Consider the following 14008-nt stretch of genomic DNA (forward strand, 5'->3'; position numbering starts at 1 on the left):
CATCAACGATCAAGTATCAAGAAGGAGTCCGCACCATGAACGCCCCCGCTCCCCTCATCGTCAAGAACGGCATCAACCCCTTTCTGCAAGCCGACTTCTACAAGACCGGCCACCCCTTTCAGTACCCCAAGGGCACCAACAAGATCCTGGCCAACTTCACGCCCCGTTCGGCCCGGCTGGCGCCCGTGCTGCCTGAACTGTTCGACAACAAGATCGTCTGGTTTGGCCTGCAAGGCTTCATCAAGGAAATCCTGATCGACCTGTTCAACCGCGAATTCTTCGGCAAGCCCGCAGGCGCCGCCGTGCGCCAGTACCAACGCCGCGTCGACAACGCCCTGGGCAAAGGCGCCGTCACCGTCGACCACCTGCAAGCCCTGTACGACCTGGGCTACCTGCCCCTGGAAATCCGCTCGCTGCCCGAAGGCGCCCGCGTCGACATCCGCGTGCCCCCGGTCACCTTCGTCAACACCCGCCCGGAATTCGCGTGGCTGGTGACCTACATCGAAACCCTGTTCAGCTGCGAATCCTGGAAGGCCTCCACCGTCGCCACCATCGCCTTCGAATACCGCAAGCTTCTCACCTACTTCGCCCGCCTGACCGGCAGCCCGATGGACTTCGTCAACTGGCAAGGCCACGACTTCTCGATGCGCGGCATGTCCGGCCTGTACGACGCCCGCAAGAGCGGCGCGGGTCACTTGCTGTCGTTCACCGGCACCGACACCATTCCGGCCATTGATTACCTGGAAGACCTGTACGGCGCAGATTCCGATCGCGAACTGATCGGCGGCTCGGTTCCCGCCACCGAACACTCGGTCATGTGCCTGGGCAGCAAGGAAGGCGAAATCGAAACCATCCGCCGTCTGGTCACCCAGGTCTATCCGGCCGGCATCGTGTCGGTGGTGTCCGATACCTGGGACTTCTGGCAAGTCGTCACGGACTTTGCGGCGGCGTTGAAGGCTGAGATCCTGGCCCGTCAGCCCGATCCGTTCGGCAACGCCAAGGTCGTGTTCCGCCCGGACTCGGGTGATCCCGTGAAGATCCTGACCGGCTATTTCTGCACCGACGTGGCCAGCGTGGAAGACGCCACCGCACTGGCGGCCGCCCGTCGCGAAGGCTTCGAAGCGGTGCGCGATGTTGCGACCGGCATGTACTGGCGCTTGGACGAGGAAGCACGTGCCGCCCAAACGCTGCGCGAACCCGAAGTCAAAGGCGCCGTGCAATGCCTGTGGGACACCTTCGGCGGCGTCGTCACCGACCGCGGCTACAAACTGCTGGACTCGCACGTCGGCCTGATCTACGGCGATTCCATCACCTTGGCCCGGGGCCGTGACATTCTGGTGCGGCTGGAGAAAAAGGGTTTTGCGTCGGGCAACGTCGTTTTGGGCATCGGCTCGTATACCTATCAGTATCTGACGCGCGACACCTTTGGATGGGCATTGAAGGCGACGTACGCCGAAGTCAACGGCGAGGCCCAGGAACTGGTCAAGGACCCCGTGACGGATTCAGGCGTCAAGCGGTCGGCCAAGGGCTTGCTGCGGGTCGATGAAACGGCCACCGGCTATGTGCTGCATGATCAACAGACCGCGCAGCAGGCGGAAGGCGGCGCCTTGGTGCCGGTGTTTCGGGATGGCAAGCTGCTGGTCGAGCAGAGCTTGGGCGAGATTCGGGCACGGCTGCAAGGGTCTTGGGTTTGCCCGGAAGCGGGGACTATCGATTGGGGAAGCCGCTGAGACTGACCGGGTGAATCGCCGACTTCAATGCGCGATTCACCGGGTGGCGGCATTGCGAGTAAGGTATGGGGTACGAGGCCTTGATTGCTCGGCACCCCGGCCTGTGCCCCCCGCAGGAATCCGTAAACCATGAAGCCCCTTCGTTCCGCCCTCCCCCCCATCCTGATCGCCGTCGCCTGCGCGTCACTGACCGCCTGCGCGAATACCCCGCCCAAGCGCACCGACATGGACTACCGCAGCCGGCCTCCCACGGCGGCCAAGCCCGTGCCCAGCGGCGCGGCATCCTCGGGGCAGAACCTGACCATTCAGACGGGCGAAGGGGAAAGGCTGAATCTGCCGTGGTTCATTCGGGATACGCAGACCTGGATCAATAACCAGTGATGGGCAATCGATCTGCTGGCAGTCACCGGGCGTCAGTTCATTGCTTCGGAAAACGTCAAGTGGGCGAGGCTCTGGATGGGTCCGAAGCCGCCCCTCCTACGTAGTCGGCGTGTCCAGGTAGTACAGCGCGGAAATCGTGTGATTGCGACCCACGACGAGTGGGGCACCATTCACGGACGAATCTGAAAACACGAACCCTCGAAAATTCCCTACCTGATCGATCACCTGCAGGCCTGAATACGTGTGCCCGACATCGTCAGCAATATGCCCATTGTTATTGAAATCATGGCTCACCTGATAGCACACACGTCCCGACGTCAAGCCTGAATTTCCCATTGGCTGCGCAAGATAACTAAAGCCATGGTGCTGCGCACCCGGCGTGCTGTCCCATGTCACGTAGCGCAGGACGCCTGTCGTCGTCGACAGGAACACACTACCCAGGCTCATAGAATCCAGCGCAACCGGCTCGTCCGCACCATTCCACGAATTGTGTCTGATGAATCGACCATAGGGCAGGTCTTTATGCATGCCATTGATATTGGCAACTGAAGTAAAGCCGACATTCTTCCCGCCAAACCCCCAGCCTGCATTCACGGCTGTGATGTCATAGCCCCCAGTCGACTTCAGGTAGAAAGCACCCTCGACATAGTTTGCCTGCTGCAACTCGATCTTGTTCAATGTCGCATCCGACCAGGTTGTCTTCCATAATTCGGTGCTGCCATTGAAATCAATAAGGACGGAATCACTACCTTGCATGACCCACGTGCCAAATATCGTCGTTGGCGTCGCATTGGCATCGCTGAACTTCCTTGATCCCTGCACGTACGCATTTTGATCGAAGTTGTAGGGGTAGGACGATTGATTCGCATATCCGACCTGACGGCCGATCGACCCATAATCGCCCGGATTCGCCGCGCTCCAGACCGGCGCATCCTCCCTCCAAAACCAGAAGTCGGATCGCATCGTGCCGCCAGGTTGAAAGCTGTACATGCACAGCCGCGTAAAACATACGCCGCCGGGCAGTACGCCTTTCAGCGAAACGGCATACCCGCCTGGAAACGGTGGTTCCGGAATCTTTTTCTCGATGATGGTATTCAACTCTTCCTCACTATTTAGGATTGGAACCTCATCCTAGATGAGAGAGTCTACGAAGTGAATTTCTACGTGTCGCAGCTTGATATGCGCGGAACTGTGCGATGTGCAGAGGATGGATAAGGTTTCGGCCAAAAACGTAGTCTGACACCTTATCCGCGTGATTCAGATCCGGACATTTGCATACGGGACATACATGTGTTTGATTACTATTGAGGCGAAAAACGCAATCTGACACTGAGGTTTCCCCACGAATTTCCAGGGAAACCTATTTCAAATCAGAGGTTTGGGGTGCGAGGCGAAGTCAAACGATTCGCGAGCAGGTGATCAGGGCGTGCATGGCGCCAGTCCTATACCCTTCATCAGGCGACCAAACCGTTTGAAGGAAGACAGGCCATGCACGCAGTGGGAGTATTGCAGAAACTGCTCCAGGATTCGATCCCCAGCCTACATTTAAACCGGCTCCGCGCCTTGATAAGCACAGTGCGAAGTGCGATGACGACGCGGCGGTTGACGCTCAGTGGCTTGGCGCGTGGTCTGCCAACGGGTCAAGCAATACGGCATCGGATCAAGCGTGTGGACAGGCTTCTGGGTAATCGCCATCTGCATAACGAGCGTCCCCTGTTCTATCAATTGCTGTGCCGGCAGTTCATGGCCCAGGACAAACGCCCCGTGATCCTGGTGGATTGGTCTGATTTAAAGGCTGACAGGAGCTGGTTGGTATTGCGAGCGGCATTATGGATACGCGGCGCTGCGGTGCCTATCTACGAGAGCGTCCATCCGCTGCGCGATCAGAACTCGCCAAGCGTTGAACGGTCGTTCCTGACCCAGCTCAAGTCGTTGCTGCCACAGGGCTTGCGGCCAATCGTCGTGACCGATGCGGGATTCCGCGGCCCTTGGTTCACCCATTTGAATCAGCTGGGTTGGTACTGGGTAGGACGTATCCGTGGACGCACGTTTCTTAGATCTGGGGACGATCCGTGGCGGCGCTGCACGGCCGATTACGCCCGCGCCAACGCTCGGCCGAGCGATTTGGGCGAACAAGAAATGATCCGTTCCTGTCCCGTGCAAACTCGACTGGTGTTGTATCGAAAGCCGCCGCAGCAACGTCAAGCACTGACTCAGTTCAAGCAACGCAAGCGCAGCAGCCACAGCGAGGTCTGCGCCAGGCGGGAGAGCGAACCGTGGTTGCTGTGCGCCTCGCCGTCGCTGGCCGAGGCGAACGCGCATGAAATTGTTGAGGTCTATCGCAAGCGCATGAGCATCGAGTGCACCTTCCGAAGTTTGAAATCCCATCAGGTCGGGTTCTCCTTCGAGGACAGCCAAAGCGCGGGCGCTGCCCGTCTGCAGATCTTGTTGTTGATCCACGCGTTGGCCACGTTCCTGCTGTGGCTCGTGGGCAAGCTGGCCGAAAACCGGAAACTGAGGCCGGCTTATGAGTCCAACAATCGCAAAGATCGGCGGACTATCTCGTTGCTTACGCTAGGAGCCATGGTTTATGCAGAACGGGTACTGGTCCTGACTGAAATGTCAGTGCTGGCACTCCTGCAAACACCGTTGGAAGCTGCTGGACCCGTTGGAGAGAGCGAATGAATTCGTGGGGAAACCTCAGTGTCAGACTACGTTTTCACAGCGACTTCCTCTGGCCGAAAACGTAGCCTGACACCTTATCTGCGCGGAAATCTGGGAGCTTGACACTTTGTTTTCAGCAACCAACAATTCTTTGTAATTCGCATAGAGTCTTACTGATATGGCTAACTCGATAATTTCCAGCCAATGCTATTTGGACCTTACTCAAATCTTGGCACAACAATTCACCGGGATAAAATTCTCCGTAACTAGAAACATCATAACGGGCCAAGTCTAGCAATTCAGAGAACCGCTTTATCTTCTCGCAAGTAGTCAAATATTTATCCAAAAGCAAATCGAGACACCCCCCTCCTGAAAATGCGATTGAATCAAGCCATTGATCAAACATCAATCCAAATTCCTCAAGAGCGGATGCATCTGCCTGCTTAATTAATACAAAGCAAGTGACAGCAAAATCCAGGTCATTAACACGAAACTCTTTGTTTTTAAAACATACGAATGAATAGGCCACAATTCACTGTTCCAAACAGATCGCCCCGAAAAACAAGGTGCAAAACAAGGTGTCAGACTACGTTTCCACACAGCGATCTTCAGGCCAAAAACGTAGTCTGACACCATATTTTCATGAGGAATTTTTATCTGGATTTATATAAAAATACCTATTTGTCATCTCGATATTCATGTCTTTAACTAAATCAATAATATGACGATACTCAAATTTTGTTATTAGAATATCACTATCAGCAATGAAATCACACAAAGTTTCAAGCGCCAGCACACTCTCAGAATGATCGATGTATTCCAGCGCGTAACTAACCAACGCAGGATCCAACCTATCGGTCAGTTGTTCGCCTAGAGATCTAATTCGGTCATTTATTTTCATATTTACCCTTATGGCCTTACCAATTTCAACGGTGGTATGGGATTGTTATCAGGAAAAGCTGTTATCACCTTCCCATTTGCAGGTTCATATACAACCCGTATCCGAACCTCATCTCGAACCTCCCATGCAACCCAACGAGCGGGCTCACCAGCTTTCGTATACAGCCCCCCAGTACCCTTCTGGGCATACCAAACTGTATTTGGCGCTGTAGCAATATCGCCAATTTCGTGAACGATTTTATCTGCCGACCAACTCTGAGGGAAAACTGTTTTTCCTGGCTGCCCTGGCCACATATGGCCGCCACTTCCAGGATTATCGCCGTGCAAAATATGCTGCTTAGCTTCAGGAGAAATAATATCGACATAATTTTTTCCAGTCGATTGCTCACCGTTTTTAGCCGAAGCCTTCGTCCCCTCGGACTTCGATTGTATTGGCCGTCCTCCGGGTGATCCACCGCCCTCTCCTCCAGCAATCGGCCTCCTATTTAAGCCGACAGCGCCCACAGCCGCCGCCGCCCCAGCCACACCCGCCTTTGCTATTTCATTCCACGCAAACTGCTTGGCCTCATCGCCTCCCAGCAAAAGGTAATTCTTGATCGCAGCATTGCGATCAACCTCAAGCAGCATCGACGCGTTCAGTTTTAGAATCGTCCACTCTTCCATTTCGGAAGCGCTCAGCCGACCCTCAGCACGGAATTTTTCTTCCAAAATCGCAATTCGGCTGGCGTACTCCCCGAGCCGCACCGATGCTGCTTCTATTTCTGCCCTACAAACGTCCACGCTCGCGCACTGAGCCAACGCCTTTCGATTCCCAGCATCGATCTCCTGATACTTTTTCGCGACGCGTAGTTCACATATCTTTTCGGATTCGCAGGCCTTCTTTTCTTCAATTCGGGCTTGTTGCTCCTCCACGCTCAACCCATTGTTTTCCGTCTCATTGATCGCCGCAAAAACCGCCTCGGTGCCAGACACCCCAGACGCTTGCGCGATTCCCGCTACCAGTGAGCCGATCAGGTTGCGACGCACCTCCTTCTCTTCCGGGGTCATCTTTGACGCATCGCCACCCAGCAACGCATTAAGCACAGCCCCAGAACCCGCACCCAGTGCTCCCGCACCGCAATCGCTGCCTTTCCCTGCTGCGCCCGCGCATCCCACGATCGCGTGCATAGCGACGCGAGCAGCTTCTGCCTGCGGCCCGTCTCCCAGTGCCGAGACGATCTCCTTTACCTTGGACGCCCCCAGCCCCTGCAAATAGTTGACCGCGACAGCCTGTAGCGCGTCACTGGCCGCGCCGGTCACATTGCCACTCACAGCCCCCATGATCGCGGTCAGCCAACGACGGCTCTCGCCGCCCGGTGCCCAAGTCTTTGCGTCGTCAAGAGCTTGCTTTAATTGATCTCGACGCGGTCCTTCGGGCTCATCCTTCAGCGCATCTTGCAGTGCCTTCGCTTCCTGCGCCCGATTCGTCAGGAACTGCCCCACCTGCCGTTGAGCCTCCGTCACAATGGCAAACCCCGCCTCGATCTTCTCCTTGTTAAAGATCGGTTTGAGCGCGTTCAACGTATCGGACGACGTGTCACGGTTGAGCGAGGCGATTGTCTCGGCCACCGTCATTCCCGACAGATTCTGCTGAGCGACCACATCGCGGATCACGATGGTGCCGCCGCTGATCGCGCTATAGGTGGTCGAGCCTGCTTGGCCACTGGCGGCAGCCACCATCGGGGTTCCCATTCCCAGCCCGCCCGACGTTTGCGGCACGTGCGTGCCCGGCTGCGCCTTCGAGCCACCGGCCACGTTGCCCTTGGCGTCCGTACCCAGGCCAGCAGTCTTGTCACCGTCCTTTCCGCCCGAGCCGCCCCAGCCATACCCTCCGCTGATCCCGACCTGGCTCGCCTTGTAGCTGGCGCTGTTCGTCAGGTTCTCGGTCACCAGCGTGCCCGTCGCCAGCACGTTCAGCCCGTCGGCCACGGCCTTGTCGCTGCTGGCGATAAGCCCCCCAATCAGCATCGTGTTGTTCTTGACATCGACGATGAAGCCGCCATCTCCGGCCTTCAGGCCCGCCTGTTCCGAGGCCGACGTGAAGTTGCTCTTCATCTGGCCTTGCGACACGTTGGCCGATATGCTACTGGTGCAATAGCCGTAGCAAAGACTGCCTGCAATGCCCGCGCTCTGCTGTTTGGACGCGTAGGTACTGATGTCCTGCAAAGTCTCGATGCGCAGGTTGTTGCCGACCGATGCCACGATCTGCTCAGCCTGCCCAATGGCGCCTATCAGAGACAGGTTGCCGCCTGACTGCAGGCCCAGCACATTGCCCGCCGTCACGCTGCTTCGGGTCCAGCTGATGTCCTTGCCATCGGCCTTGCCACGTGCAGCACTGGCCGCGACGTTCAGCGTGAAGCCCATCCCCTTCGAGCCCAGGGTCACTCCGACGCCGATGCTGGCGTTGGTACTCTTGTTCGTGCTGTGCTGCTCAAACGTGTTCTGGGCAGCCTGCAGAACAATGTCCCCGTCCGCCTTGATGGCCGCGTTGTTGCCGGCTGACAGGCTCGATCCTGTCACCGTCACGTTGGAATCCTGGCCCCCGCCTCGCGCGACAATGGTCAGGTCTCCGCCGGCTGCCACGTCGGACCCGCGAACCGACGAAGACTCTCGTTTCGTGGTGCTCTGGCTTTTGCTTGATCCCAGGTCGATATTGATGTTCAGGCCGCCCGCCGTACTGGGGTTGGCCAGAATCGCGTCATACGCGTTGACGCCCGCCAACCCAGTTGTGGCCAGGGCCAGCCCCTGCATGACCTTGTTGTCGGTCTTGCCCGCCGCGTCGCTCATCTTCGCTGCGGTTTGCATCGCATTTACCAGCGGCGTACTCGCGTTGATGCTCAACCCGCTCTGCTTGACCTCGTGGAACTCCTTCTCACGAGCGGTATCGATCACGGCAGCGATGTTCACGTCGCGCCCGATCATCGTCACGTCGCCTTGGCGCGCCAGCACATTGCTACCGACGACATTCAGCGAGCCGCCGGCGTTGATGAGCACATTGCCCTGGACACTGCCCACCGTACTCGCGGTGTGCAGCACCTTGTCGCCATCAAGAATGTCGGTCTGTTGGCGCGAGCCATAGCTCAAGCCCCCCGTCGCCCCAAAACCCGACTTCTTGACCTTTTCATACTGATACTCGTCGGACAGGTTCTGCGCGGCCACAATGTTGACGTTGCGGTCTGCCGACATGACAAGGTCGTTCTGGGCGGCAGCATTGGAACCGACTACGTTCAGGTCGCGCCTTGCCATCAACACCGCGGTGTCGCCCGTGAAGGTCGACGAGACGGCCTGGGTCCGACTGGCTTCGCTGATGCGATGCGTGGACGTGCTCGACAGAAAGCCCTTGGTCTTGAAGTAGGACTCGTTGTAGGTGTAGCCGCTGGAATTGCCCGCGAGTATGTTGATATCGCGGCCGGCCCCCGCGGCCAGTTGCTTGTCCGCTGCCACTTGGGCCGCGATGGCGTTGATGTCCCGGGTGGCGAACAGCGTCAGGTTGCCACCGGTGGAAATCTGCGTGCCGACGTCTTCGGTCGTGCGCATCGCTGCGCGGTTCTTCTTGCCGAAGTCGTACGATTCCGCATACCGCGTGCCGAGTGCGGTCAGGTTGATATCGTTGTTCGCGCGGATGCTGGCATCGCCGTCGACGGCAATCGCCGCGGCCTGGGCGTTGAAGTTCCGGCCCGCCTGGGCATTCAAGGTGCCGGCATCGATACGCGCCACGCCATCGATGCGCGTGCTGCTCACCCCGCCGCTGGCGTTGGTCTGCGTGCTGGATATCAGGTTGATGTCACGCGTGGCGTTCAACGCCACAGACTCGCCCTTGAGCAGCCCGGCCAGGTTGTCGATGTCGTTGCGGGCAGTCAGGTTGACGGTCTTGGCCTGGATCGAGCCGACGCTGTTGCGCACGTTCTGCGCGTTGACCACCAGCGCGTTGCGCGCGCCCAGGGTGCCGCTGTTGCTGAGGTCGCCCGTCGTGTTGATCTGCGTTGTACGGCCCGCGATGAGCGTGCCGTCGCCGCGCAGGTCGCCCGGTTTGACGGCCAGGTAGACCTGCGGGGCCAGCACCTTCTGCTGCGTGCCATCGGGAAGCGTCACCGTCTGTTCGACCAGCCAGACGATGTCGCCGGTCAGGTGGCGCATCTGCTCTTGCGTCAAGGCGGTGCCGATGGTCAGGCCGAAGTTGCCGGCAAATTCGGCGCCCGCGGCAAGCAGCGCCTTGTACTGGGTTTCGTTGTCGGTGTAGTCGCCCACGAAACGCTGGCCGCTGGCCAGCATGATCTGCTCGGCCACCAGCTTCTGTTCATAGAAGCCATCGCCCAGGCGCTTGAGGAGGTAGCTGCTGTTCTGGTTGAGTTGGCGCAGCAGCGTGTCGCTGGACGTGATGGTGCGCGAGCCGACGAATTGGCGGTCGGTGGCGATCAGGGTGGGCGCGTCCGGCGCCGACATCACGCGGTACAGCGCGTTGGTCGGCAGGACGGGCGCCAGCGTGGGCACGCGGATGACGAACTTGCCGGGCGTGGCAAATTCGATCAGCTGGGCCGGCGCCAAGGGGTGGGTGATGCCGCTGGCGTCGGGCCTTGCGTTGCCGGTGGCCGGTGGCGCGGTGTTGCCGGTGGCGCTGGCCACGGCCAGCTCGAACCGTTCGGCGGCCACGACGTCGTTGTAGGAAGCTCTGTTTTCCTCGCGCCGCTGGCCCTTGGCGATGGTGCGGGCTTCGAAGCCATCGCGTGCGATGCGGCGCTCGCCTTCGGCCCCGATGTTGTTGACTGACGGGCCGTCTACCGAAAGCGTAGCGCCGGCGACAATGCGGCTTTTGTCGTTGGTGATGGCACCCGTGAAGCGGGCGTTTCCGCCAGCAATGATCCGGGCCGGGTCCGTGGATACCGTGCGGCTCTCCGAGACGACTTCGTCGACCTTGTAGTAGAAGAAGTTCTTGACCAGCCGGCGATTGAAATCGGCGTTGAAGGCGTAGATCTTGCCTTCCAATTCCCGATGGCGCGCTTCATTGGTTGCCAAGGCCTGATCGCGTTCAGGGGTAGAGACCTGGCAGGTCTGGTTGATGTTGCACTTGACCTCGACCAGGGGCGGCACCTCGACGGGCTCAGCCACGCCGAACACGCGCCAGACGCCGTCGCCGGCCTTGTAACGCGGGCCACCCGGCTGGTAGCCGCAATCTTCGCCACCGGGCCCGCACACATATGGGTCGGGCAAGTAGGCCGGCGGAATGGGCGCATCCCTGCCTTCCCTGCCTCGCACGCCTTGCACGTAGTCAAAGGGCGGGCCGTAGCGCGACTCGGGATACTGATCCGACGGCAGCAGCAGACGGCGCTCGGAATCGTCTTCCAGGAAGACTTCCGGGTCCTTGCCGCACGCGGTGGTGACGGCGTCGCACAGCCACAGCTTGTCGCCGTCCATCAGCTCGGTGGAGTTTTCCAGGCGGTAGTACAGCTTGCCGGTGGTGGACGTTTCGACCTTGCCGCTGACGTAGTGCTGGTTGAGGTTCTGGATGCTGGCGGCGGCGATGTCGGCGTTGCGCTCGGCTTCGATGGTGGCCGATTCGTTGGACAGCAACGCGGCTTGGCCTGCGGCCTTGCCTGTGGCATCCAGGGCGCCGCCGATGCGCAGGTCTGCGCCGGCGTAGATCAAGGCGTGTTCACGGTTGGCGAGCGTGCCGACGCCCAGGTCCAGGTCACCACGCGACGCAATGACGGCATTGGGTTCGTTGATGAGCGTCGGCGTCTGGATGCCGACGCGGTCGCCGTAAATGCGGCCGGTGTTGGTGAGGCTGCCAGCAGTGATGCGGGTGTAGCCGCCATCGATGAGGCCGGCGTTGGCCAGCAGGCCGCCGATGACCAGGGTGTTGTTGCGCAGGCCGATCAGTTCGCCGGTGGCGCGGTTGGTCAGGGTGTTGGCGGTGATCGTCAGGTCCTGGCCGGCGTGGAGCTTGCCGTCGTTGTCCAGGGTGTCGGTGGTCAGTTCCAGGGAACTGCCGGCCGTCACCGCGCCGCTGCGGTTGGTTAGGCTGTTGACCGCGAGCTTGGCGTTGGCGTCGGATGAGACATTGCCCGACGTGTTGTCGAGCGTGCCGGTGGCGATGCCCAGGTCCTGGCCCGCGCCGATGCGGCCAGACTGGTTATCGATGGCCCCGGCATTGACCGTGACCTGCTTGCCCATCACGCCCAAGGCGCTCGCCGAAGTGGGCATAGCGGCTGCTTCGGCAGAAGTCCCTGATGGGGTCGGCGTTCCTGCCTGGGCCCACGATTCCACGTTGGCAGCCATTGCTGCCCCCGCACCCGCCAGACCATTGGCGAGCGTGTCGCGGTTGTTCAGGCTGCCGGCCGTCAAAGCCAAGAGGTTGTCGGCCTGGATCAGGCCGGCACGGTTGTCCAGCAGGCCTTGCGTCTTGAGTGTCAGGTTGCCTGCGGCAATGATGCCGCGGGTGTTGGACAGGGTTTGCGCGTTCAGCGTGGCTTGCCCTTGCGCAGCAACGGTACCGCCGGTGTTGTCCAGGTTGCCGGTGGTGCTGACGTCCAGTGCGCCGCCGCTGACGACCTTGCCGTCTGTGTTGGACAGGCTGGCTGCCTTGATGTTCGCCGAGCCGCCATAGAGGCCACCGCCCTGGTTCTGCAAGGCGCCTGTATTGGCGACGGTGAGCTTGCCGTCCGCCTGCGCAACGCCGTTGCGGTTGTCCAGACTGGCCGCCTGGATATCAGCCGTGCCACCCAAGAGCTTGCCGCCCTGGTTGTTCACGGCGCCGGCCGTTTCCACGCGCAGCGCGCCGTTGGCTTGGACGGAACCGCCCTGGTTGTTGATGCCGGCTGGACCGCGCAGCGCCACGCTGTCGCCCGAGACGACGCCGCCTGCGGCGTTGATGATGGATTGGCCGGTGATGGCAACCGCGCCGGTGCCCGCCAGAGTGCCGGCCGTATTGTCGATTGCGCCTGCGACGTTGGCGGTCAGCCCTGCCCCGCTGGTGAGCTTGCCGCCGGTGTTGTCCAGGCTGGACGCACGCAGCAGCACCGAGCCGCCGTACACGGAACCGGCGCGATTGGTGATTGCCCCATTGGCATCCAACGTCAGTGCACCGCCCGCGACGAATTTTCCGCCCGACAGACCCAGCGCATCGGCCGTGACCGTAGCGTTGCCGCCGGCCATCAGCGTGCCCGCGTTCTGCAGGCTATTGACCTGCACGCTCAGCGCGCCCAAGGGGCTAATGGAGCCATCGGCCTGCAGGCCCGCGGTGAAGGCACCGAGGTTATCCAGTTGCCGTGCCACAACACTGGCGTTGCCCGCCGAGGACATCGCGCCAGCATTGGACACCGTGCCAGGCGCGTTGAGCGCCAACGCGCCACCCGCCGTGACGGTGCCCTCGTTGACGATATCGCGCCCGCCCTGCACCGACAGGTCAGTGGCAGCCTGCATACGGCCGGACGGCAGAATCTTGACGTCGCCGTTGGCGCTGACGGTCAGCGTGCCGGTCAGCGCAGCCAGGTTGCCGCCGATGTTCACGCCGACGCCCGCTTCAGTGCCGATGAGCCGGATGCTATTGGCGTACATTCCGCCCAAGGCGGCGACGTCGATGGATACGCCAGTCGTAGCACCAGCGCCGGTCAGGGCCGAGACGTCGACACCTTCGTACCCCACCCGCGCCGACCCGGCCACCACGTTCAAGCGATCCGCCCACACCTGGGCGTTCAGTTCCAGCGTGCGCGCCAGCAGATCCAGTTGGCTCAGGTTGGCGCCGTACAGACCCGCGCCTTCGATGGCCAAACGCCCACTGGCGATATCAAAGCCCAGCGTGCCATCCGGCCCAACGACCGGCTTGCCGGTAGTCAGCGTGGCACGATTGGCGTTGAGAAACCCGCAGCCGTTGCAAGTGATACCGGCCGGGTTCGCAACAATGACGTTCGCCCGATTACCCGCCACTTCCAGCATCCCGCGCAGTTGCGAGGGATTAGGCGCCGTGACCTGGTTCAGGATGGTGGTGGCACGCTGGTTACCCAGCATGGGGTTACCGGCCACCTGCCCCGCCACCTGCGTCTGGCTGGCCGCGCCGCTGTTGTTCAGCACCACGCCGGACGGGCCGACGTTGAATTGCGTGAACCGGTTGTCGGACACCCCGCCAGCCGAGGGCGGTGCAATGTTCACCACCGGCACGCCGTTGGCCACGCCCACCACAGGCCTTTGCCCGCCGCCGCTCTGGTCTACCGAAATCGGCAAGGTCTCCGCCAGGACGGGCGTCCAGACCTGCGTACACAACACCAACCAAACAACTGCGGAGCGAAGCTTGGACATGA

Annotated in this window: 7 protein-coding genes; 3 read left to right on the plus strand and 4 right to left on the minus strand. The window is 60.4% G+C overall.

What is annotated here, in order from left to right:
• Positions 1-35 precede the first annotated feature (35 nt).
• Both ACUDP5_RS15920 and ACUDP5_RS15925 read left to right on the plus strand, forming a co-directional pair.
• Positions 36-1730, plus strand: coding sequence for a nicotinate phosphoribosyltransferase (locus ACUDP5_RS15920; RefSeq protein WP_445656541.1), 1695 nt, complete (start codon positions 36-38; stop codon positions 1728-1730).
• Positions 1731-1859: 129 nt separating this feature from the next.
• The gene (locus ACUDP5_RS15925; protein ID WP_445656542.1) at positions 1860-2111 is read left to right on the plus strand and encodes a hypothetical protein; all 252 of its coding nucleotides are present in this window, start codon (positions 1860-1862) and stop codon (positions 2109-2111) included.
• 96 nt (positions 2112-2207) lie between these two features.
• Here the strand turns inward: ACUDP5_RS15925 and ACUDP5_RS15930 are convergent, their stop codons facing one another.
• Positions 2208-3209 carry a hypothetical protein gene (locus ACUDP5_RS15930; RefSeq protein WP_445656543.1) on the minus strand — a complete coding sequence of 334 codons (1002 nt, stop codon included), beginning with the start codon at positions 3207-3209 and terminating at the stop codon, positions 2208-2210.
• Between the two features lie 489 nt (positions 3210-3698).
• Between ACUDP5_RS15930 and ACUDP5_RS15935 the strand changes: the two genes are divergently transcribed.
• On the plus strand, positions 3699-4796 hold the full coding sequence (locus tag ACUDP5_RS15935) for an IS4 family transposase (RefSeq protein WP_445659173.1): 1098 nt from the start codon (positions 3699-3701) through the stop codon (positions 4794-4796).
• A gap of 112 nt (positions 4797-4908) precedes the next feature.
• Here the strand turns inward: ACUDP5_RS15935 and ACUDP5_RS15940 are convergent, their stop codons facing one another.
• The 3 genes from ACUDP5_RS15940 to ACUDP5_RS15950 form a co-directional block, all read right to left on the minus strand.
• Positions 4909-5304, minus strand: coding sequence for a hypothetical protein (locus ACUDP5_RS15940; protein ID WP_445656544.1), 396 nt, complete (start codon positions 5302-5304; stop codon positions 4909-4911).
• 111 nt (positions 5305-5415) lie between these two features.
• The gene (locus tag ACUDP5_RS15945; RefSeq protein WP_445656545.1) at positions 5416-5676 is read right to left on the minus strand and encodes a MafI family immunity protein; all 261 of its coding nucleotides are present in this window, start codon (positions 5674-5676) and stop codon (positions 5416-5418) included.
• 8 nt (positions 5677-5684) lie between these two features.
• Positions 5685-14006 carry a hemagglutinin repeat-containing protein gene (locus tag ACUDP5_RS15950; RefSeq protein WP_445656546.1) on the minus strand — a complete coding sequence of 2774 codons (8322 nt, stop codon included), beginning with the start codon at positions 14004-14006 and terminating at the stop codon, positions 5685-5687.
• Positions 14007-14008 lie beyond the last annotated feature (2 nt).

The organism is Achromobacter sp. NCFB-sbj8-Ac1-l, assembly GCF_052695805.1.

Coding starts and splice junctions, on each gene's coding strand:
- ACUDP5_RS15950 (WP_445656546.1), bottom strand. CDS start 14,006: ATGTCCAAGCTTCGCTCCGCAGTTGTTTGGTTGGTGTTGTGTACGCAG.
- ACUDP5_RS15925 (WP_445656542.1), top strand. CDS start 1,860: ATGAAGCCCCTTCGTTCCGCCCTCCCCCCCATCCTGATCGCCGTCGCC.
- ACUDP5_RS15920 (WP_445656541.1), top strand. CDS start 36: ATGAACGCCCCCGCTCCCCTCATCGTCAAGAACGGCATCAACCCCTTT.
- ACUDP5_RS15935 (WP_445659173.1), top strand. CDS start 3,699: ATGACGACGCGGCGGTTGACGCTCAGTGGCTTGGCGCGTGGTCTGCCA.
- ACUDP5_RS15945 (WP_445656545.1), bottom strand. CDS start 5,676: ATGAAAATAAATGACCGAATTAGATCTCTAGGCGAACAACTGACCGAT.